Genomic DNA, 20,647 nt, shown 5'->3' with positions numbered 1-20,647 from the left:
CGGCGCGGGCCCGGATTCCGGGTCCACCCTGGCTCGTCATTCCAGCGCAAGCTGGAATCCAGCTTTTGAGTCATCAAGAGCAACAGCTGGATCCCGGCTTTCGCCGGGATGACGAGCATTTACGGCCGCGCTAGCGCCTCAACCACTCCGCCACGTCCAACGCGAAATACGTCAGGATCGCATCGGCCCCCGCGCGCTTGATGCTCGTCAGCGCCTCGAGCACGCACGCCTCTTCGTTGATCCAGCCGTTCTGCCCCGCCGCCTTGAGCATCGCGTACTCGCCGCTGACCTGGTACACCAGCGTCGGCGCGCCGAACGCGTCCTTCACGCGCCGCACGATGTCGAGATACGGCAGCCCCGGCTTGACCATCACCATGTCGGCGCCCTCCTCCAGGTCGAGCGCGACCTCGCGCAGCGCCTCGTCGGCGTTGGCCGGGTCCATCTGGTAGGTGTACTTGTTGCCCTTGCCGAGATTGCCGGCCGAACCGACCGCGTCGCGGAACGGCCCGTAGAAGCTCGATGCGTACTTCGCCGAGTACGCGAGGATGCGCGTGTGAATATGTCCTGCGTCTTCCAACGCTTCGCGAATCGCGCCGATGCGTCCGTCCATCATGTCCGACGGTGCGACGACGTCGGCGCCGGCCTGCGCGTGCGACAGCGCCTGCTTCACCAGCGCCTCGACCGTCTCGTCGTTCATGACGTAGCCCGACGCGTCGATCAGACCGTCCTGGCCGTGCGTCGTGAACGGATCGAGCGCGACGTCGGTGACGACGCCCAGCTCCGGCACCGCCGCCTTGAGCGCGCGCACCGCGCGCTGCGCGAGGCCGTCGGGGTTCCAAGCCTCGGCGGCGTCGAGACTCTTGGCTTCCGGCGGCGTGACCGGAAACAGCGCCAGTGCCGGGATGCCGAGCCCGTGGGCGCGCTCGGCGACGCGCACGAGTTCGTCGATCGATACGCGCTCGACGCCGGGCATCGACGCGATCGGCTCGCGCACGCCCTCGCCCTCGCGCACGAACACCGGCAGGATCAGGTCGGACGCGGTCAGCGTCGTTTCGCGCATCAGCGCGCGTGAGAAGGCGTCTTTGCGCATGCGGCGCAGGCGAACGGCGGGGAAGGACATGACGGCTCCGGCGTAACGAAAGGTGCGATCGGAAAGGGTAGCGTATCGCCGATGCGCCACGTCGCGCTGCGACGACCTGCCGCGGAAAGCCGACGTGCGGTCGCCATGACGGGATTCACCGCCGACTTTCGTATCAAGACGTGCACGCCAGTCGTGCAACGGCAGGGAACACCTGCGAATTCAAGACGTTCGCCGGACTTGAAAACGAAAGGTTTAACTGGTCTGATTGCCCGGCCGTCCTTAGGGGATGCGGCTCGGGCATACGGCCCGGCGGCATTGACGGCGCAGCAGGAACCATCACCTTGTCCGGCATTCTGGTCGTCGAACGCTCAACGACCCTGAGTCATTTGCTCAGGCGTACTCTGGCCGCCGCGGGTCTGACCCCGCGCAGCGAACTTGCGGCGTATCTCGATGCGATCGATCACCTCAAGCACTCCGCCGAGCTCAAGCAGGACTACGGCGTGCTCGTCGTCGGCGCGCCGGCGCGTCTGACGCGCGACTTCCTCGCGCTGCTCGAATACTTGAACGGCGAGGCGCACCGCGCGCTGCCGGTGCTCTTGATGGCGCACGAGCAGAACGCCGAGGTCGATACGTGGATCAAGCGCCGCGGCAACGCGGCCACCGTGCTGTGGACGCAGTTCAGCCGCATACCCGGCGCGCTCGCGCAACTCGTGCCCGACGCCGCGCGCCTGACGCCCCAGGCGACCGTCGCGGCCGTGCCGTCGACCGGCATTCGCATCCTGTTCGTCGACGACTCGCAGAGCGTGCGCCTGGCCTACCAGCAGCTGCTCGAACGCCACGGCTACGCCGTGGTGACGGCCGGTACGCTCGCCGAAGCGGAAGAAACGTCCGCACGCGAAACCTTCGATCTTGCGATCGTCGACTACTTCCTGCCCGACGGCAACGGCGACGAGCTGTGCGCGCGGCTGTCGAAAATCCCCGGCGCGCCGGCGCTCGCGATCATCACCGGCACGTATCGCGAAGACATCATCGTCAAGAGCCTCGACGCCGGCGCGATCGAGTGCATGTTCAAGAACGAGGCGAAGGAGCTGTTCCTCGCGCGCGTGAAAACGCTGTCGCGGCAGATCCAGATGCAGAAGTCGGTCGAATCGGAGCGCCAGCGCCTCGACGGCATTCTCGGCTCGGTCGGCGACGGCGTGTACGGCGTCGACCAGGCCGGCGTCATCACGTTCATCAATCCGACCGGCCTGCGCCTGCTCGGCTACGGCGACGAAGAAGCGCTGATCGGCCAGCCGGCGCACGGCATCATCCACTACGCGGCCGAAGACGGCAGCGCGATCGAGGCGAGCGAGTCGACGCTCGGGCGCGCCTACCTCGAGGGCAACGCGCTCAAGGGCCACGAGACCGTGTTCTGGCGCCGCGACAAGAGCGGCATGACGGTCGAATGCTCGGTGCTGCCGCTCGCGATCCAGAACCGGCGCCAGGGCTCGGTCATCGTGTTCCGCGACATTTCCGAGCGCAAGAGCGCCGACAGCCTGCGCTGGGAACTCACGCACGACAAGCTCACCGGCCTCGTCAACGCGCGCCACTTCACGCATCAGGTCGCGCAGGAACTGCAGCGGCGGCGCGAGTCGGGCGGCTACTCGTCGATTCTCTACATCGACCTCGACCGCTTCAGCGCGATCGTCGACTCGGCCGGCGTCGCGGCGAGCGAAAAACTGCTCGTCGAAATCGCCACCGTGCTCGGCAAGCGCCTGCGCGAGCTCGACGTGCTCGCGCGCATCGAAGGCGACCGCCTGGCGCTGATGCTCTCGGGCGTGCAGCTGGAAAACCTGTTCCCGCTCGCCGACAGCTTCCGCGAGCAGCTGCACCAGTGCACCTACGAGGTCGGCAGCGTACGCCGGCCGGTGACGGCGTCGATCGGCGTGGCGGTGATCAGCCGCGACACGCCGTCGGCCGAGTACGTCGTCGAGCACTCGCGCCTGGCCTGCCGCATGGCCAAGCAGCGCGGTCGCGACCAGACCGAAATCTACGTCGGCGAACACGACGCGCGCATCGCGCGCGAAATCGAAGCCGGCTGGACCGAACGCCTGCGCCAGGCGATGGACCAGGAACGCATCGTGCTGCTGGTGCAGCCGATCGTGCCGGTCGCCGCGCTGCCGCAGCGCGAGACCGCGGTCGTGCAGCGGCAGGGCTGGCGCGTCAACGGCTCGGGCACGCAGGGCCAGGAATACCTGTTCGAAATCCTGATTCGCATGGTCGGCAAGGACGGCCAGCTGATCTCGCCGGGCGTGTTCGTGCCGCTCGCCGAACGCGTCGGCATGATGCCCAAGCTCGACCTGTGGGTGCTGAACCGCCTGCTGCGCTATCTGTCCGGCGTGCGCGGCGTGAAGGCGCCCGTCGCGTTCCATGTGAACCTGTCGAACATGACGCTGGCCGATCCCGAATCGCTCAAGCTGATCGAGGCCGCTATCCGCACGTCGGGCGTTCCGGCGCGCATGCTGGTGTTCGAAATCACCGAAACGTCGGAGCTGACCAGCCTCCACGTCGCGCGCAAGTTCATCTCGGCGCTGAAAAAGCTCGGCTGCCGCTTCGCGCTCGACGATTTCGGCACGGGTTTTTCCAGTTTTACGCATCTGCGGCATCTGCCGGTCGACTTCGTCAAGGTCGAAGGCAGCTTCGTGCAAGGCATGCCCGGCAGCGATCTCGACCGCAAGATGGTCGGATCGATCACGCAGCTGGCGCAGTCGCTCAAGCTCAAGGTGATCGGCGAGCACGTCGACAGCTTCCACACGCTCGAAGCGCTGCGCGCGTCCGGCGCGGACTACGCGCAAGGCAACTATCTCGGCGAGCCGCGACCGCTGCGCAGCGTGGATTTCGCCGCGCTGTTCCCGCATGGCTGACACGCTCGCCGCGACGCCGGTACCGGTCGCTGCGGATGCCGATCGCGGATGGTGGATCTGCCTTGCGGTGCTCGGCGCGCTCGCGCTCGTGTGCATCGCCGGTCCGTGGTTCAGCCGCTACACGCCCGACGACACCGACTGGCTGCACCTTTCCGTCGCGCCGGGCCTCGCGCACGGGCACTGGCTCGGCACCGACGCGATCGGCCGCGACGTGTTCGTGCGCCTGTGCGTCGGCGGCCGGCTGTCGTTGCTGATCGGTCTCGTCGCGAGCGCGCTCGCGCTCGTCGTCGGCATGGGCTACGGCGTCGTCGCCGGCTATTGCGGCGGCCTCGTCGACGCGGCGCTCATGCGCGTGCTCGACATGATTTCGGCGCTGCCGTTCTTGTTGATCGTCATCCTGCTGGTGACGCTGTTCGAGCGTTCGCTCGTGCTGCTGCTCGCGGCGATCGGCGGCTACGTGTGGATCGACCTCGCGCGCGTCATGCGCGCGGAAGCGGCGCGGCTGCGCGGTCTTGCGTTCGTCGACGCGGCGCGTGTCGCCGGGGCCTCGGGCTTTCGCATCATGCGGCGGCACATCGCGCCGAATCTCGCGGGCCTTGCGCTCGTGTACCTTTCGCTCGGCGTGCCGAACGCGATCCTGATCGAGTCGTTTCTGAGTTTTCTCGGCCTGTCGGTCGACGAGCCGAGCGCGAGCTGGGGCGCGATGCTCGCCGACGGCACGCTCGAAATGGAAGCCGCGCCGTGGACGCTCCTGGCGCCGGCGCTCGCGCTCGCGACGACGCTGATCGCCTGCCAGTTTCTCGGCGAAGCGCTGCGCCGCAGGCTCGACCCGCGCCGCGCGTGGGCATGAGCGAGCCGCTGCTCGACGTCCGCGGTCTGTCGATCGCGCTGCCGGGACGCGAAGACCCCGTCGTAGCCAACGTCGATCTGTCGCTCGCGCCGGGCGAATGCCTTGCGCTGGTCGGCGCGTCGGGTTCCGGCAAGAGCCTGACCGCCGCGGCGCTCGTCGGCCTCGCGCCGCGCGGCGCGCGCGTGACCGGCGCGATCCGCTACGCCGGCCGCGACTACGCCAACGCCGATGCGCAAGGCCTTGCGCGGCTGCGCGGCGGCATCGGCATGGTCTGGCAGGACTCGCTCGCGAGCCTGCATCCGCTGCGCCGCATCGGCGCGCAGATCGTCGAGAACGCGAGGCTGCAGCGCGGTCTGACGCGTGCGCAGGCGACGACGCTCGCGGCCGATCTCCTGGCCGAGGTCGGCGTCGACGCGCCGCGCAAACGCCTGCGCGCCTACCCGCACGCGCTGTCGGGCGGACAGCGCCAGCGTGTCGCGATCGCGTTGGCCCTCGCCGGCGCGCCGCGCGTGCTCGTCGCCGACGAAGCGACGAGCGCGCTCGACGCCACGGTGCAGGCGCAAGTGGTCGCGCTGCTTGACCGTCTGCGCCGCGAGCACGGCCTGGCGCTGTTGTTCGTCACGCACGATCTGGCGCTCGCGCGGGCGATCGCCGATCGCATCGCGGTGATGGAGCGCGGCGCGATCGTCGAAGCGGCGCCGAGCGCGCGCGTGTTCGAGGCGCCGGCGAGCGCGGCCGCGCGCGCGCTGGTGGAATGTCGTGCGTCGCCGCCGATCGATCGGCGCGTGCCGGGCGCGGCGCTGCTGCGCGTCGACGGCCTCTCGGCGAGTTTCGCGGCCGGGCGATGGCGACCGGCGCGTCCGGCGCTCGCCGGCGTCGGCTTCGCGCTCCGCGCCGGCGAAACGCTGGCGCTGGTCGGCGAATCCGGTTCGGGCAAGTCGACGCTCGCGCGCTGCCTGCTGGGCTTGAAGCGCGCCGACGCCGGCGTTCTGCGCTTCGGCGACGCGACGATCGATCTTGCGCAGGCCGGCGACTGGTCGGCGGTGAGACAGCGGCTGCAGCTCGTGTTCCAGGACCCGTACGCGTCGCTCGATCCGCATCTGACCGTGCAGGCGATCGTCGCCGAACCGCTCGTGATTCACGGCCGCGCGGCCTCCGTACGCGATGCCGCGCCGCGCGTCGCCGAACTCCTGGATGCGGTGGGACTCGACGCGGCGCTCGCCGCACGCTACCCGCACGCGCTGTCGGGCGGCCAGCGCCAGCGCGTCGCGATCGCGCGCGCGCTGGCGCTCGATCCGGCCTGCCTCGTGCTCGACGAGGCGACGAGCGCGCTCGACGTGCTGGTGCAGAAGAAAATTCTGGATGTGTTGCGAACGCTGCAGGTGGCGCGCGACGTCGCGCTGCTCATGATCACGCACGACCTCGACCTCGCCGCCGGCTTCGCCGAGCGCATCGGCGTGCTGTGGCGCGGCGAGCTCGTCGAAATCGGCGCGAGCGGCGACGTGTTCGCGCGGCCGCGTCACGCGCACACGCGCGCGCTCGTCAGCGCGAGGCTGCCTCGCCGGTGACCTGCAACGGCAGCGCGATGCCGAGCCACTGGCCCCACGCGGCGCCGTCGTCGCGTGCGACGACTTCGATGCGATCCCCGGGCCGCGCGTTGGCGCGCAGGTCGATCGCGGACCATTCGGTGCACTGCGACAGTGCGATGTCGCGTTTCGTCTCGCTGCCGTCCGCGTGCAGCAGCCGGAACGACAGGCGCAGCCCGTCGCCGACGGGCCCGCAGGTGTACGGCAGCAGGAGCCGGCCGTCGAACGGCTGCGGGCCGAGCGTCAGCGTGCCGGTATTCGCGTCGGCGCCGGACCACGAACCCCACACGACGAGCCCCGGCGGCAGTTTCGCGCGGGCATCGGTTTCGACGCCCGACGGCGTCCATGCGCCCTGCGCGTCGACCGGCACCTGCCCGTTCGACGCGACCGCCGGCAAGGCGACGCGATAGAGCCGGATGTCGCCGCCGCCGTCGCGGCGCGCGCGCAGGTAGTACACGTGGTCGTCGCCGAAATACGTATGCAGCGTCGACGTGACCATGCCGGCGTAGGGGCCGGGCACCGGTTCGAGTTCGGTCAGCCCCAGCTTGTCGCGGAATGCGTCGAGGATTGCCTGCGAGCCGGGCGTGCGATGGTTGATGAAGCCGAACAGCAGCGCATCGTCGAACGACTCGGCCAGCGTCCGTGCCGCATGCGCCGGCTGTGCCCAGAAGTGTCCCAGCCGGTGGAGCCTGACGCCGTAGCGCTGTTCGAGCGCCGCTTCGTGCGCGGCGACGCGGCGCTCGAAGCGGCCGTCGAGCACATCGAACCGCGTTTTCGCGACGAGGCGCGCACCGGGTGCGCACAGGAGCGCCGCGAACGCGACGACGACGGCAGCGCGCAGCGCCGGACGTGCGAGCGGCCGCGTCGCGACGACGATGCCGTGCGCTGCCGCCATGAACACGAACGGCAGCGCGTGGCTGAAGTTGCGTTCGAAGAACGCGCGCGTCTGCAGGAAATAGGCGAGAAACGCGAGGAAGCTCACGATGACGAGCAGCCGCGCATGCGCGCGTTCGCGCGCGAGCGCGACGAGGCCGATCGCCGCGAGCGGCAGCAGCGCGACGCCGTGGGTTTCCACGAGATAGCGCAGTCCGTAGAGAAAGCGCTCGAGGGTGTCGCCGGCGGCGTAGCCGTGCGGCGGGTGGCCGCCGGTGTACTGGCGCAAGAGAAAGGCGACGCCGTGGAGATATTCCCACGGTCGCTGCACGGCCCACGGCGCGCCGGTCGCAAAGCTCGCGCCCACCGCGCCGAAGAACGCCGGAATCGCAAGATACCCGCGCGCCGGATACTCCGGCAGCGCAGCCATCCGGGCGACGACGAGCATGAGCGGCAGCGGCAGCAGTGCGACGAACGTGATCTTGCAGGCGATCAGAAGGCCCAGCAGCACGCCCGATGCGATCACCATCGGCAACGGCCGCAGGCGCCCGCTCGTCAGCGTCGCGGCGAACATCAGCGACAAGAGCGTGACGAACGTTTCGGGTCGCGCATACAACGAATCCTGGAACAGCGGAATCGAGGTCGCCATCGCGAGCGTGGCGATGAGTCCCTGCGCGGGGCCGAGCCAGCGTCGCGCGAGCAGGCCCGCGAGCGCCAGCGCGAGAACGCCGAACAGCAGGCTCGCCTTGCGATACAGGCGCAGGATCTTTTCGGTCGGCCGGCCGGGCTCGACGCCGTGCGGCAGCAGCTGGCTGGCGGCGTAGACGCCCAGGATGTACGAGGAAAAGTTGTACTGATCGCGGCCGAACTCGTCGCCGATCGCCGTGCGGCTCCAGTTCGTATCGAGCGTGCCGGTCCGCGCCATGTGCTCGGCGACGGCGACCGGAATCGACTCGTCGGTCTGGTAATAGTCGTGGCTCATCGACTCGCGGCGGAACAGCGCCGTCGCGAGCACGATCAACAGGAGCGCGACCAGGAAGCCGCGCCCGCCGGGCTTCAGGGCGCCCGGTGCGTTCAAAGGATTTTCCCCACTTCGCGATCATGCCCGTACCTGCCGTACGGTGGTAGCTCGAAGTTGCGCGGATACGGATCGCATCACGCAATCGATGGCCTTGGGGGAAGCTCGAAGCTGGCACGTCTTGCGCATATTCGTTGAACGGCATGCGCGAGTTTTCGACGGCCGTCCGATTTTGTGAACCCGTTCCGGGACATGCGCGGATTGGTTCAGCGAAAGTTTCGGCAAGTTAAGGAATAATTAAGTGCGTCCAAATCATTGGACTGGGCTCAAGTTCGTACAATCGCCGTAACAATAGATCGTAACCTCTTGAAAAAGAGGTAATTATTATGTCGCAAACTCTGATTCTCACGCTGCTCAGCATCGTCGCCCTGCTCGCATTCCTGTCGGTCAAGCGCATTCCCGAAGGAACGGTCTACACGCTGCGCCGGATCGGCGGCCACGCGCGGACGCTGACGCCCGGCACGCACTTCGTTCTGCCGCTGATCGAGCGCGTGGTGCATCGCATCGCGTTGACCGGCCGTACGCTGGCCGTCGACGAACAGTTGCCGGTCGACGGCGCCAATCGCCGTCTGTCGGGCCAGGTATGGTGGCAGGTGATCGACGCCGAACGCGCCGACCCGATGATCGACCGCGCCGACGAGCTGATCCGCACACGCGCCGTCAACGCGGTCCGTGACGTCGCCGAGCCGACGCAGGAAGCCGCCGACGCGCGCAATCTGCGTCTGAAGAAGGCCTTGAACGACACGTTGCGCGAGCGCGGCGTGGTCGTCACGCGCGTGCAGCTGAGCCTCGGCTGATCGCGGCTCGACGCCCTTCCGAGGCCCGCTCCGGCGGGCCTTTTTGTTGATCCGACTGGATTTTGGCGCGCAGCGCCCGGATACTTGGCGGCCCTGTGGGCGCCGGACGGGTGCGGACATGACGGAACGCGACCGCCTGAACGCCAGGCTGGAGGCCGGCCTTGCGGGTCTGCGGTTGACCCTGACCGATGCCGCCGTCGCGACCCTGCTCGACTACGTCGCACTGCTTTCGCGCTGGAACGCGGCCTACAATCTGACCGCGGTGCGCGTTCCCGAGGAAATGGTCACGCGACATCTCCTCGATTCGCTCGCGATCGTGCCGTACGTGACCGGCGCAAGCCTCGCCGATCTCGGCAGCGGTGCCGGCCTGCCCGGCATCGTGCTGGCGATCGTCGCTCCGGAGCGCCGCGTGACCGTGGTCGATTCGAACGGCAAGAAGGCGCGCTTCCTGCGTGAGGCCGCGCGCTCGCTCAAGCTGGCGAACGTCACGGTGATCGAAGGCCGCGTCGAGGATGTGGAAGGTCGTTACGACTGCGTCACGGCGCGCGCTTTCGCGACGTTGGCGGATATGCTGGCCTGGGGGGGCGGTTGCTCGCCGCGAACGGAACGTGGCTTGCGATGAAGGGACGCGTGCTCGACGAGGAACTGGCCGGCGTACCGGCCGGCTACCGCGTCGAAGCCGTCCATGCTTTGGAGGTGCCGGGCCTGGCGGCCGAACGGCATCTCGTGGTTGTCCGCAGGGTTACCGGGGAATCGGTTTAGACATGACGCGCATCATCGCCATCACGAACCAGAAAGGCGGCGTCGGCAAGACGACCACGGCGGTCAATCTCGCCGCGGCGCTGGCCGAAACGCGACGCAAGATCCTGCTCGTCGATCTCGATCCGCAGGGCAACGCGACGATGGCGTCGGGCATCGACAAGCGCCACGCCAAGCCGAACGGCTACGAAGTGCTGATGGACGAAGTGCCGATCGAACGCGCGATCGTCACGACCGAGGCCGGCTTCGACCTCCTGCCGGGCAGCGGCGACCTGACCGCCGCCGAATTGAAGCTGATGGACGCGATGGCGCGCGAATCGCGCCTGAAAGAGCAGCTCGCCAAGCTCGGCGACCGCTACCACACCATCCTGATCGACTGCCCGCCCACGCTGCACCTGTTGACGCTCAACGCGCTCACGGCGGCCCAGGGCGTGCTGATTCCGGTGCAGTGCGAATACTTCGCGCTCGAAGGTCTCGCGAGCCTGCACGAGACGATCGAAGCGGTGCGCCGGCGCCTCAATCCCAGGCTCGAGATCGACGGTCTGCTGCGCACCATGTACGACGTGCGCAACAACCTCGCGAACGAAGTATCGGCGCAGCTCAACAAGCACTTCGGCGACAAGGTGCTGCGTTCGATCATCCCGCGCAACATCCGCCTCGCCGAGGCGCCGAGTCACGGCAAGCCGATCAATCTCTACGACCGCGAGTCGCGGGGCGCGATCGCCTACCTCGGCCTCGCCGGCGAAATGCTCAGGCTCGAACGCGGCGCCGCTGCGGCGCACCCGACGAACTGAAGGAACCACGATGGCTGCAGCGAAAAAACGGGGACTCGGCCGCGGGCTCGACGCCCTGCTCGGCGGCTACGAACCGGAAACCGGCGACGCCGTCGAAACGACGAGCGAGCTGCGCCAGATCGCGGTCGGCAACATCTTTCCGGGCAAGTACCAGCCGCGCCAGGCGATGGACCCGGAGCGGCTGGAGGAACTCGCCGCGTCCATCCGCGCGCAGGGCGTGATCGAACCGATCGTCGTACGCGCGGTCGGCGACCGCTTCGAACTCATCGCCGGCGAACGCCGCTGGCGCGCGACGCAGCTGGCGGGCCTCGCGGAAATTCCGGCGATCGTGCGCGACGTCGACGACCGCTCCGTCGTCGCCATCGCGCTGATCGAAAACATCCAGCGCGAAGAACTCACGCCGCTCGAAGAAGCGCAGGCGTTGAAGCGCCTGATCGACGAATTCGACCTCACGCACCAGCAGGTGGCCGACGCGGTCGGCCGCTCGCGCGCGGCGGTGTCGAACCTGTTGCGGCTGATGGATCTGCCGGCCGAGATCAAGTCGCTGCTCGAAACCAAAGCGCTCGACATGGGCCATGCGCGCGCGCTGCTGACGCTGCCGGAAAGCCTCGCGGTGGGCCTGGCGCGCCAGGCCGTCGAACACGCCTGGTCGGTGCGCCAGCTCGAAGAGGCCGCGCGCGTCGCGCAGGCCGAGCCGGCGATCAAGCCGAAGCCGCCGACCGTCGCGCGCGACCCGAACGTCGAATCGCTCGAACGCGAACTGTCCGAGCGCATCGGCGCGAGCGTCGCGATCAACCACGGTCGCGGCGGCAAGGGCAAGCTCGTCATCAAGTACCACAGCCTCGAAGAACTCGACGGTATCCTGGGCCGTATCAAGTAGCCCGCCGACAGCGACGCGGGAGGGGTCACGCGTGATGAAAGCCGATCGCACCGCTGCCGGTCTATAAGCCGTGAGCAGCCGCCAACGCCAGTTCGACGCCCTCGTCCGAGCGCACACCGCCGACCTGTTCCGCTACGCCTACTGGCTGTGCGGCGACTCGGCGCTTGCGCAGGACCTCGCCCAGGAAACGTTCCTGCGCGCCTGGCGTTCGCTCGACACGCTGCGCGACACGAACGCCGCGAAGGCGTGGCTGATCACGATCTTGCGGCGCGAGCACGCGCGCCTGTACGAGCGCAAGCAGCTCGACACGACCGACATCGGCGAACTCGAACTCGACGACCGCGACATTCTCGGTCCCGAGCAGATCGGCGAAGACGCGATCGTGCGCGCGGCGATGCTCAAGCTCGAGCCGAAATACCGCGAGCCGCTGCTGCTGCAGGTGCTCGGCGGGTTTTCGTGCGAGGAGATCGCGACCGAGCTCGGTCTGGGCTCGGCCGCGGTGATGACCCAGCTGTTCCGCGCGCGCCAGAAGCTCAAGACCCTGCTCGGCGGCGAACGCACTGAGGCTAACGCATGAACTGCCTCGAATACCGCCGCCAGCTCGCCGCCGACCCGCGCCGCGAAACGCCCGAGATGGTCGAACACCGGCGCGAATGCTCCGGCTGCGCCGCTCACCATGCGCGCGCGCTCGGCTTCGAACTGCAACTGCGCCGTTCGATGCTGATCGCCGTGCCCGACGGCCTCGCCGAACGCATCCTGCTCGCGCAGGCGACGGTCGAGCGCCGCGACCACGGCTCGCAGCGGCGCTACCTCGGCTGGGCGATGACCGCCGCGGTGCTGCTCGTCGTCGCGATCGGCGTGATCGGCCTGTCGCCGGGAGCGGCGTTCGCCGACGCGATGGTCAACCACATGCGGGACGAGCCCGAATCGTTCGTACCGCGGCTGGCCATGCCCGAAAGCGAAGTCCTGCGCCGGTTCGCGCAACGCGGCGTCAAGGTCGCCGGCCCGCTGCCGCCGGGCATCAGCTACGCCTCGCCGTGTCCGGTCGGATCGTACCTGTCGGTGCACATGGTGATGCCGCAGGACGACGGCGCGGTCACCGTGATCTATATCGCGCACCATCGCGAGAACGAGCGCGACGACTTCCGCAAGGCCGACGTGGTCGGGCGCAGCGTGCCGATGGGCGACGGCACGCTCGTGCTGATGGCCGAACAGCCGACGCGTTTCGACGCGCTCGAGGCGGCGTGGCGCCAGACCCTCGAAGGCGGCACGCGGCAGGTAGCCGACACGCAGTAGCGCGCGCCGCTACAATACGCCGTTTTCCGGCGACCACCCTGGCATGACGATACTTCTCACCGGCGCGGCCGGCTTCATCGGCGCGAACGTCGCGCGGGCGCTGCTCGCGCGCGGCGAGCGTGTCGTGGGCGTCGACAACTACAACGACTACTACGATCCGCAGATCAAGCGCGATCGCGTCGCCGCGCTGTGTCCGACGCTCGACCTGCGCACGCTCGACATCGCCGACAAGCCCGCGTTCGACGCGCTCTTCGCCGAGGTCAAACCGCGTCGCGTCGTGCATCTGGCCGCGCAGGCCGGCGTGCGCTATTCGCTGCAGAACCCGTACGCGTACCTCACCAGCAACTGGCTCGGTTTTCTGAACGTGCTCGAAGCGTGCCGCGCGCATCCCGTCGAGCACCTGGTGTATGCGTCGTCGTCGTCGGTCTACGGCGGCAACGCGCGCTCGCCGTTCGACGAGGCGCAGACGGTCGACCGGCCCTTGTCGCTGTACGCCGCGTCGAAGGCGTCGAACGAGCTGATGGCGCACTGCTACGCGCACCTGTACCGCATCCGCGCGACCGGCCTGCGCTTCTTCACGGTGTACGGCCCGTGGGGCCGGCCCGACATGGCGCCGCTGCTGTTCTCGCGCGCGATCCTCGCCGGCCGCGCGATCGACGTGTTCAATCACGGCCGCATGCGGCGCGACTTCACCCACATCGACGACATCGTCGCCGGCGTGCTCGGCGCGCTCGACACCGTTCCGGCCGACGACGGCACGGCGCCGCCGTGCGCCGTGTACAACCTCGGCAACCACCGGCCGGTGGAACTCGAACATTTCATTCGCGTGATCGAACGGGCGGCCGGGCGCGCCGCGATCCGCAACGACAAGCCGATGCAGCCCGGCGACATGCCCGAAACGAGCGCCGCGGTCGATCGCGCGCGCGACGCGTTCGGCTTCGAACCGGCCACGACGATCGACGAGGGCATGCCCGGCGTCGTCGCGTGGTGCCGCGAGTACTTCGGCGATCGCCTGTGAGGATCGAAAAAATGCCGCAGATTTCAGTGGTCGTGCCGGTGTTCAACGAACGCGACAACGTCAAGCCGCTCGTCGACGAAATCGTCGCCGCGCTGCGCGGCCGTCACGACTTCGAGATCGTCTACGTCGACGACGACAGCAAGGACGACAGCCTCGCCGTGCTCCAGGGCCTCAAGGCGCAGGTGCCGGAACTGCGGGTGCTGCATCACGTCGCGCAGAGCGGCCAGAGCACGGCGGTGCGCACCGGCGTCAAGGCCGCGCGCGGCACGTGGATCGCCACGCTCGACGGCGACGGCCAGAACGATCCGGCCGATATTCCGAAGCTGATCGCCGCGCGCGACGCGGGCGAACGGGAGGTGAAGCTCTACGCCGGCTGGCGCGTCAACCGCAAGGACACGGGCAGCAAGCGCTGGGCGTCGAAGTTCGCCAACGCGATCCGCTCGCGCCTCCTGCGCGATTCGACGCCCGACACCGGCTGCGGCATCAAGCTGTTCGAGCGCGACGCGTTTCTCGACCTGCCGTACTTCGACCATATGCACCGCTACCTGCCGGCGCTGATGCAGCGCGCCGGCTGGCGCACGGTCAGCGTGCCGGTGAACCATCGGCCGCGCGGCGCCGGCGTATCGAAGTACAACAATCTCAATCGCGCGCTCGTGGGCATAGCCGACCTGCGCGGCGTCGCGTGGCTGATCCGGCGCTCGCGCCGCACCGGCGTCGACGAAATCTGACGGCGCGCCGCAGTCCCTGAGACGCGCCTGTCCGACACTGCGGACGTACCCGGCACGGGGCCGGGCTTCGCAGGAGGGGGCATGAAACTCGTACGCACGGCCGCGGCGCTCGCCGCGGCACTCGGCGCGGTCGCCGCGCAGGCCCAGTCGCAGGACTGGTCGCAGTTCCTCGGTTCGAACGCAGTGTTTCCGACGCGCCTGGCCGATCGCGGTCTTGCCGTCGACCGCACGACCGGCGAGATCGCGGTGCAGGCGCTCAACGATCCTTACGGCACCAACGACTACGTCCACGAGTACACGCTCGGGCCGACCGGCGCGCTGCTGCCGTGGGCGCTGTTCGGCCGGTTCGGCACCGATACCGTGCTTGAACCGAGCGGCGTCGACGCGGCGGGCGGCCATCGCGTCAGCTGGATCCATCGCGGCAACGCGTTCACGCCGACGACCGACCACGTCTACGGCATGCCGAACGGCTCGACGTGGCCGAGTTGGGAATTCCAGGTTTCGCGCTACGACGGCAGGATCGCCGCGATCGCCTCCGATGCCGCCGGCGGCGCCTATGTGCTGCGCGTCTTCGAGACCACCTGGACGGGCGTGCCGGGGCCTCACACGTTCGAACTGATTGCGCTCGATGCCGTCGGCGCGCCGCGCTGGCGCCAACCGTTCCGCACCTGTGCGATCGGCTGGGTACCCGAACGTCTGACGCTGGATGTCGATCCGGCGAACGATACGCTGACCGTTGCCGGCGCCTGCGGCCAGCCGTTCGGCCGTTATGTGTTCGCGCAGCGCGTCGCCGCGAGCAGCGGCGCCGCGCCGCTGCAGATCAACCTGCCGCTCGTCTGGAGCGAGTTCCGCGACCTCGCGTTCACGCGCGCGCATGCGCTCGTCGCGGTGTTCACGACCAACGCAGGGCTCGTCCAGGTGCATCGGCTGCCGGCCGGCACGACGCTGCCGGACCCGCCCGCCGTCGCCGACCCGGCGATCGATGCGGCGGCCCTGCACGATCTTGCGGCCAGCGGCGCCGACGACATGCTGCTCGTCGCCGACGGCGTGCGTTCGCCCGTCGTGCAGCGGTTCTCGCCGGGCGGACCGCAGCCGGCATTCCTGCTCGATGCTTTGGCCGGCGAGGGCGACTGGCATGTGTCCGCATCGGCCGACGATCGCATCGTGGCGCTGCGCGTCGAAGCGTCGAACGGCGTGACGTCTCTGGTCACGCGGCTGCTCGATACCGACGGCGCGCCGCAGCGCGAGTTCAAGCTTGGCGGCATCGTCGCCGGTGTCGGCCCGCGCGTGGTCGCGCCGTCCGGCGGCGGTTTCGTCGTCGCGATCGACCGGCGCATCGCCGACGGCACGATCGGCGTCGCCGTCGAGCGCATCGTCGACGCGAGCGAAACCGACACGATCGAACTGCCCTGGCCCTGATCGATCTGGCCCTGATCGAACCGGGTGCCGGCCTCGCCGGCACCTGACTTTTCGCACCGTGCGTAACCGGCCGGCCTCGCCTATGCTCGGGCGATTCCTTCGCCGCGGAGTCGTCCATGCGTCCGGTCATCCTCGCCCTCGCCCTCGCGCTGCCTCTCGCCGCCCACGCCGGCGATCGCGTCACCGGCAAGTCGTTCGCCACGCGTTCGGAAGTGATCGCGCCGCACGGCATGGTCGCGACGTCGCAGCCGCTGGCGACGCAAATCGGCCTCGACGTGCTCAAGGCCGGCGGCACCGCGGTCGACGCGGCGATCGCCGCCAACGCCGCGCTCGGTCTCATGGAGCCGACCGGCAGCGGCATCGGCGGCGATCTGTTCGCGATCGTGTGGGATGCGAAAACCGGCAAGCTCCACGGCTACAACGGTTCGGGCCGCTCGCCCAAATCGCTGACGCTGCAGTGGTTCGCCGAGCACGGCTACAAGGACGTTCCGCCGACCGGCCCGCTGCCGGTGTCGGTGCCCGGCTGCGTCGACGGCTGGTTCGCGCTGCACGGCCGCTTCGGCAAGCTGCCGATGACGCGGCTGCTCGCGCCGACCGTCGAGTACGCGAAGAACGGCTTCCCGGTGTCCGAACTGATCGCGCACTACTGGGCGCTGTCGGTGCCGAAGCTGTCGAAGTATCCCGGCTTCGCCGAGCAGTACACGAAGAACGGCAAGGCGCCCGCCAAAGGCGAAATGTGGAAGAATCCGAATCTTGCCAATACGCTCGAGGCGATCGGCAAGGGCGGTCGCGACGCGTTCTACAAGGGCGCGATCGCGAAGACGATCGGCGACTACATGAAGGCGAACGCCGGTTTCCTCTCCGCCGACGATCTCGCCGCGCATACCGGCGAATGGGTAGAACCGCTGTCGACGAACTATCGCGGCTACGACGTGTGGGAGCTGCCGCCGAACGGTCAAGGCGTCGCGGCGCTGACGATGCTCAACATTCTCGAAGCGTACGATCTCAAGGCGCTGGGCTTCGGCAGCACCGAGTACGTGCATCTTTTCACCGAGGCCAAGAAGCTCGCGTTCGCCGACCGCGCGCAGTATTTCGCCGATCCGGCGTTCGCCAGGGCGCCGCTCAAGGGCCTCGTCGACAAGGGCTATGCCGCCGAGCGCCGCAAGCTGATCGGGCCGCGCGCGGCGCAGTCGGTCGAAGCGGGTCATCCGCCGCTCGAAGGCGGCGACACGATCTACCTGACCACCGCCGACCGCTGGGGCAACATGGTGTCGCTGATCCAGTCGAACTATCGCGGCATGGGTTCGGGCATGGCGCCGACCGGACTCGGCTTCATCCTGCAGGACCGCGGCGAGATGTTCGTCCTCAAGGACGGCCATCCGAACGCGTTCGCGCCGGGCAAGCGGCCGTTCCACACGATCATTCCGGCGTTCATCACGAAAAACGGCAAGCCGTGGGTCAGTTTCGGCGTCATGGGCGGCGCGATGCAGCCGCAGGGTCACGTGCAGATCGTGGCGAATCTCGTCGACTTCGGCATGAACCTGCAGGAAGCCGGCGACGCCCCGCGCATCCAGCACGACGGATCGACCGAGCCGACCGGCCAGAACACCGCGATGAGCGACGGCGGCGAGATCAACCTCGAAGCCGGGTTCGCGTACGAAACCGTGCGCGGCCTGATGCAGAAAGGCCACAAGGTGACCTGGGCCGACGGTCCGTACGGCGGCTACCAGGCGATCCTGTGGGACGACGTCAACAAGGTGTACGTCGGCGCGTCGGAAGGCCGCAAGGACGGCCAGGCGGCGGGCTACTGAGGGGCATCGGCCATGGACGGCACCGACCGGCTGATCCTGCGCGCACCGATTTCCGCCGATCTCGCGGCATTCTTCGCGATCTTCGGCGATCCGCGCACGAACGCTCACAACCCGGCCGGCCCGTGCGCCGACATCGCCGTCGCGAGCAACATGCTGGCCGTACGCGTCGCGCACTGGCGGCGCTACGGTTTCGGGCAATGGACGATCGTCGCGCGCGAACGGCCCGGCACGGTCATCGGCTTCGGCGGTGTCGCGTGGCGCGACTACGCCGGCGTCGAGCGCCTGAATCTTGGCTACCGCTTCGCCGCCGACGCCTGGGGCCGCGGCTACGCGACCGAACTGGGTCACGCCGCGCTGCGATATACGTTCGACGAACTGCGTCTGCCCGACGTGTATGCGATGGTTCGGCCGTCGAATCTCGCATCGATCCGCGTGCTCGAAAAGCTCGGCATGCGGCGCGCCGGCGACCTCGACGACGTGCCGGGCCATGCGCGCAGCCTCGTCTTCGTCGCGACGAATCCGGGCATGTAGCGCCGCCGGATGCGGCGTGATCCTGTTTTTCTTCGAATGACGGTTGGTCCTCGTGACATCGCCGCCGGAGTGAAACGCATGATCGCGACATCGTTACGCAAAATGGGTCTGGCCGCCGTGCTGGCGGGTTCGTCGCTGCTCGCGGGCGCCGGCGTTTCGGCGCAGACCGACGACGGCGACGGCGACGACGGCCTGAAAATGTCCGCGCAGATGACCGACTGGATGGCGGACGAATCCGCGCGCCAACGCCGGCTCGTCGAAAACCTGCGGACCAGCGCGTCGCCGCGCGACTGGGCGCTGGCGTCGCAGATCGCGCAGCTTCCGGACGCGCGCGGCGCCGATGTCGATAGCGCGATGCACAAGGCGCACGCCGATCGCGCCGAACTCTTGAAGACCGCCGCGCTGGCGGCGCCGGACGACGCGCTCGTGCAGTGGTTCGCGCTGTTCCGGATGCCGAACGCGAGCGGCGGCTGCACGTCGTCGGCGCCCCGCAGGCGCGCGTCGATGCCGTGCAGCGGCTGGAACCCGACAACGGCCTCGCGCTGCTGCCGACGCTCAAGCGTGCGATCGACGCGAAGGACGCGGCCGGCATCGACACGGTGCTCGCACGCATCGCCGCGGCGCCCCGCTACGACGACCACGTCGTCGACCACACGCTGGCGCTGCTCGACGTCGCCGCGCGCTATCCGGAATCGGTCGCGCGACCGCCGTTCGTCGATGGGCGAAAGGTGTCCGACGACGATCTGGCGTTCGTTTCCGCGTTGAGCGACGCACGCGCCGGCGGCGTCACGGTCTACGGCCTCGGCGAGGTCTGCGACGCCGTCAAACAGACCGAAGCCGATCTGCGCCGCTTCGCCGCCTGCGCCGATATCGGCCGGCGCCTGTCGCGCGAGGCCGCGACCATCGGCCTGCGCCTGTCGGGCTTCCACGTGCTGCGCAAATCGGCGCAATACGACGAGGCCGACGCCGCGGCCGAGCACGAAATGCAGTGGCGCATCGCGCAGTCGATGCGGCTGGTCGGCGAGGGCGGCCCGCGCGTCATGTCCGAGGGAAAACAGGCATGGCTTGCGCAAACGGACGATTTCGCGGCGCTCAAGACACTGCTCGAGCGGCACGGCATCTCCGCGTCGCCGCCGGCCGGTTGGCAGCCGGCGGCGCAGGAAGACGGCGAATGACGGTGTACGTGCCGTACGATCGCGACGGGCTGCACGGTTGCCAACGGAGTTCGCCGATGTCGAAACCCCTCCTGCTCGCCGCACGGATATCGGGGCTGTTGCTCGCGGGGCTGGCGGCCGCCGCCGTTGCGGATACCGGCGAGATCGCAGCCGCACGCGAGCACGAAGCATCGCTCGCGGCCGAACTGCGCGCGAGCGCCGAACCGCGCGACTGGGCGCTCGCGGCCGACGTGTCCGGCAGCGACAACGCCTTTCCGGCCGATCGCGCCGACCTGCTCGCGAAAGCCGCGGCTGCCGCACCGGACGATGCGTTCGTGCAGTGGCTCGCGTTGTCCAATCTCAAGGCGCCGGACGCGGCGAGGCCGGATCCCGCCGACCGCGCGCGCCGTCTGGCGCAGTCCGATCCCGGCAATGCCGCGGCATGGATGCCGTCGCTCGGTCTCGCCGTCGAGGCGCGCGACGCGGCCCGCATCGACGCCACGCTCGGCCGCATGGCCGCCGCCGCGCGCTTCGACGAGCACTTCGCCGACTACCTCGTTGCGTGGCTCGACATCTACGCACGGCGTGCCGATCGCATCGGCGAAAGCGAAGCGCTGGTGCAGGCGATGGGACGCGCCGCCGCGTTCTCGCTGCCGGCCTACAAGCCGGCCATGGACGCCTGCGATCCGGCGAAGCACGACGACGATACCGACGCGCGCCGCGACGCCTGCGAACGGCTCGGACGCCTGATGAGCGCAGGCGACGTCATCGTCACGCAGGTCCTCGGCCATGCGCTGCTGCGCAAGCTCGATCGCGCGACGGCGGACGACGAGGAACGCGAACGCCTGCTGCGCTGGCTGACGAAGTCGGCGGGCGCGATCGTCGACGAGGAGCGGGTGCTGGACGACATGCGCCGCACGATGGCCGACTGGCGCGAGACCGGCAACGAAGCCGAAGTGTTCCGCCGCCGCCTGCTGCGCATGGGCGGGGAGCTGACGCCGCCGCCGGGCTGGGACTGGCGCGAGAAGAAGCGCTGAAGTCGGCCGACGCGGCGCTGTCGCCCGGTCCGCCGGCGGCGACGAGACCGAG

At 69.1% G+C, this 20,647-nt stretch carries 18 protein-coding genes and 1 pseudogene; 16 read left to right on the top strand and 3 right to left on the bottom strand.

Going from position 1 to position 20,647, the window contains the following annotated elements:
* Positions 1 to 130: 130 nt before the first annotated feature.
* Positions 131 to 1,120 carry a porphobilinogen synthase gene (gene hemB, locus OD750_RS17110; RefSeq protein ID WP_263541903.1) on the bottom strand — a complete coding sequence of 330 codons (990 nt, stop codon included), beginning with the start codon at positions 1,118 to 1,120 and terminating at the stop codon, positions 131 to 133.
* Positions 1,121 to 1,422: 302 nt separating this feature from the next.
* Here hemB and OD750_RS17105 point away from each other — a divergent pair, with 302 nt between their 5' ends.
* The 3 genes from OD750_RS17105 to nikE are packed head-to-tail and all read left to right on the top strand — an operon-like array spanning position 1,423 to position 6,402.
* Positions 1,423 to 3,984 carry an EAL domain-containing response regulator gene (locus OD750_RS17105; protein ID WP_263541902.1) on the top strand — a complete coding sequence of 854 codons (2,562 nt, stop codon included), beginning with the start codon at positions 1,423 to 1,425 and terminating at the stop codon, positions 3,982 to 3,984.
* Positions 3,977 to 4,834: an ABC transporter permease gene (locus tag OD750_RS17100; RefSeq protein ID WP_263541901.1), complete on the top strand. Its 858-nt coding sequence runs from the start codon at positions 3,977 to 3,979 to the stop codon at positions 4,832 to 4,834. Before OD750_RS17105 ends, OD750_RS17100 begins: the two co-directional genes overlap by 8 nt.
* Entirely contained in the window at positions 4,831 to 6,402 is a 1,572-nt protein-coding gene (gene nikE / locus OD750_RS17095) for a nickel ABC transporter ATP-binding protein NikE (RefSeq protein ID WP_263541900.1), read from the top strand. The genes OD750_RS17100 and nikE overlap by 4 nt, the downstream gene beginning before the upstream one ends.
* On the opposite strand, the gene OD750_RS17090 is transcribed toward nikE, so the two are convergent.
* On the bottom strand, positions 6,377 to 8,371 hold the full coding sequence (locus tag OD750_RS17090) for a hypothetical protein (protein ID WP_263541899.1): 1,995 nt from the start codon (positions 8,369 to 8,371) through the stop codon (positions 6,377 to 6,379). The two genes, nikE and OD750_RS17090, sit on opposite strands and share 26 nt — an antisense overlap.
* A gap of 326 nt (positions 8,372 to 8,697) precedes the next feature.
* Between OD750_RS17090 and OD750_RS17085 the strand changes: the two genes are divergently transcribed.
* The 11 genes and pseudogenes from OD750_RS17085 (at position 8,698) to OD750_RS17035 (ending at position 18,404) form a co-directional block, all read left to right on the top strand.
* Positions 8,698 to 9,168 (top strand): SPFH domain-containing protein, encoded by a 471-nt coding sequence (locus OD750_RS17085; RefSeq protein ID WP_263541898.1) that lies wholly within the window; start codon positions 8,698 to 8,700, stop codon positions 9,166 to 9,168.
* A gap of 118 nt (positions 9,169 to 9,286) precedes the next feature.
* Positions 9,287 to 9,930: pseudogene (rsmG, locus tag OD750_RS17080) on the top strand (16S rRNA (guanine(527)-N(7))-methyltransferase RsmG).
* 2 nt (positions 9,931 to 9,932) lie between these two features.
* The gene (locus tag OD750_RS17075; RefSeq protein ID WP_263541897.1) at positions 9,933 to 10,721 is read left to right on the top strand and encodes a ParA family protein; all 789 of its coding nucleotides are present in this window, start codon (positions 9,933 to 9,935) and stop codon (positions 10,719 to 10,721) included.
* A 10-nt stretch (positions 10,722 to 10,731) separates the two neighbouring features.
* Positions 10,732 to 11,601 carry a ParB/RepB/Spo0J family partition protein gene (locus tag OD750_RS17070; RefSeq protein WP_263541896.1) on the top strand — a complete coding sequence of 290 codons (870 nt, stop codon included), beginning with the start codon at positions 10,732 to 10,734 and terminating at the stop codon, positions 11,599 to 11,601.
* Positions 11,602 to 11,671: 70 nt separating this feature from the next.
* Positions 11,672 to 12,178: a sigma-70 family RNA polymerase sigma factor gene (locus OD750_RS17065; RefSeq protein WP_263541895.1), complete on the top strand. Its 507-nt coding sequence runs from the start codon at positions 11,672 to 11,674 to the stop codon at positions 12,176 to 12,178.
* The gene (locus OD750_RS17060) at positions 12,175 to 12,897 is read left to right on the top strand and encodes a DUF3379 family protein (protein ID WP_263541894.1); all 723 of its coding nucleotides are present in this window, start codon (positions 12,175 to 12,177) and stop codon (positions 12,895 to 12,897) included. The genes OD750_RS17065 and OD750_RS17060 overlap by 4 nt, the downstream gene beginning before the upstream one ends.
* 43 nt (positions 12,898 to 12,940) lie before the next feature.
* Entirely contained in the window at positions 12,941 to 13,915 is a 975-nt protein-coding gene (locus OD750_RS17055; protein ID WP_263541893.1) for an NAD-dependent epimerase/dehydratase family protein, read from the top strand.
* 11 nt (positions 13,916 to 13,926) lie between these two features.
* Positions 13,927 to 14,643, top strand: coding sequence for a glycosyltransferase family 2 protein (locus OD750_RS17050; protein ID WP_263541892.1), 717 nt, complete (start codon positions 13,927 to 13,929; stop codon positions 14,641 to 14,643).
* A gap of 81 nt (positions 14,644 to 14,724) precedes the next feature.
* Entirely contained in the window at positions 14,725 to 16,062 is a 1,338-nt protein-coding gene (locus tag OD750_RS17045) for a hypothetical protein (protein ID WP_263541891.1), read from the top strand.
* Positions 16,063 to 16,178: 116 nt separating this feature from the next.
* Positions 16,179 to 17,873: a gamma-glutamyltransferase gene (ggt, locus tag OD750_RS17040; protein ID WP_263541890.1), complete on the top strand. Its 1,695-nt coding sequence runs from the start codon at positions 16,179 to 16,181 to the stop codon at positions 17,871 to 17,873.
* Between the two features lie 12 nt (positions 17,874 to 17,885).
* Positions 17,886 to 18,404 (top strand): GNAT family N-acetyltransferase, encoded by a 519-nt coding sequence (locus OD750_RS17035; RefSeq protein WP_263541889.1) that lies wholly within the window; start codon positions 17,886 to 17,888, stop codon positions 18,402 to 18,404.
* A gap of 93 nt (positions 18,405 to 18,497) precedes the next feature.
* Here OD750_RS17035 and OD750_RS17030 read toward each other — a convergent pair whose 3' ends face one another.
* Positions 18,498 to 18,773 carry a hypothetical protein gene (locus OD750_RS17030; RefSeq protein WP_263541888.1) on the bottom strand — a complete coding sequence of 92 codons (276 nt, stop codon included), beginning with the start codon at positions 18,771 to 18,773 and terminating at the stop codon, positions 18,498 to 18,500.
* 62 nt (positions 18,774 to 18,835) lie between these two features.
* Here OD750_RS17030 and OD750_RS17025 point away from each other — a divergent pair, with 62 nt between their 5' ends.
* Together OD750_RS17025 and OD750_RS17020 are read left to right on the top strand one after the other, a co-directional pair.
* A complete protein-coding gene (locus OD750_RS17025) occupies positions 18,836 to 19,579 on the top strand; it encodes a hypothetical protein (protein WP_263541887.1) in 744 nt (247 codons plus the stop codon).
* 56 nt (positions 19,580 to 19,635) lie between these two features.
* The gene (locus tag OD750_RS17020) at positions 19,636 to 20,595 is read left to right on the top strand and encodes a hypothetical protein (RefSeq protein WP_263541886.1); all 960 of its coding nucleotides are present in this window, start codon (positions 19,636 to 19,638) and stop codon (positions 20,593 to 20,595) included.
* Positions 20,596 to 20,647 lie beyond the last annotated feature (52 nt).

It is taken from the genome of Tahibacter soli (assembly GCF_025717065.2).
Taxonomy (GTDB): Bacteria; Pseudomonadota; Gammaproteobacteria; order Xanthomonadales; family Rhodanobacteraceae; genus Tahibacter; species Tahibacter soli.
This window is presented reverse-complemented; position numbering and strand designations above follow the sequence as displayed.

Excerpts from the sequence above, each read along its gene's own strand:
- hemB (WP_263541903.1), bottom strand. The coding sequence starts at position 1,120 with ATGTCCTTCCCCGCCGTTCGCCTGCGCCGCATGCGCAAAGACGCCTTC.
- OD750_RS17100 (WP_263541901.1), top strand. The coding sequence starts at position 3,977 with ATGGCTGACACGCTCGCCGCGACGCCGGTACCGGTCGCTGCGGATGCC.
- nikE (WP_263541900.1), top strand. The coding sequence starts at position 4,831 with ATGAGCGAGCCGCTGCTCGACGTCCGCGGTCTGTCGATCGCGCTGCCG.
- OD750_RS17085 (WP_263541898.1), top strand. The coding sequence starts at position 8,698 with ATGTCGCAAACTCTGATTCTCACGCTGCTCAGCATCGTCGCCCTGCTC.
- OD750_RS17075 (WP_263541897.1), top strand. The coding sequence starts at position 9,933 with ATGACGCGCATCATCGCCATCACGAACCAGAAAGGCGGCGTCGGCAAG.
- OD750_RS17070 (WP_263541896.1), top strand. The coding sequence starts at position 10,732 with ATGGCTGCAGCGAAAAAACGGGGACTCGGCCGCGGGCTCGACGCCCTG.
- OD750_RS17060 (WP_263541894.1), top strand. The coding sequence starts at position 12,175 with ATGAACTGCCTCGAATACCGCCGCCAGCTCGCCGCCGACCCGCGCCGC.
- OD750_RS17055 (WP_263541893.1), top strand. The coding sequence starts at position 12,941 with ATGACGATACTTCTCACCGGCGCGGCCGGCTTCATCGGCGCGAACGTC.
- OD750_RS17050 (WP_263541892.1), top strand. The coding sequence starts at position 13,927 with ATGCCGCAGATTTCAGTGGTCGTGCCGGTGTTCAACGAACGCGACAAC.
- OD750_RS17045 (WP_263541891.1), top strand. The coding sequence starts at position 14,725 with ATGAAACTCGTACGCACGGCCGCGGCGCTCGCCGCGGCACTCGGCGCG.
- ggt (WP_263541890.1), top strand. The coding sequence starts at position 16,179 with ATGCGTCCGGTCATCCTCGCCCTCGCCCTCGCGCTGCCTCTCGCCGCC.
- OD750_RS17035 (WP_263541889.1), top strand. The coding sequence starts at position 17,886 with ATGGACGGCACCGACCGGCTGATCCTGCGCGCACCGATTTCCGCCGAT.
- OD750_RS17020 (WP_263541886.1), top strand. The coding sequence starts at position 19,636 with ATGTCGAAACCCCTCCTGCTCGCCGCACGGATATCGGGGCTGTTGCTC.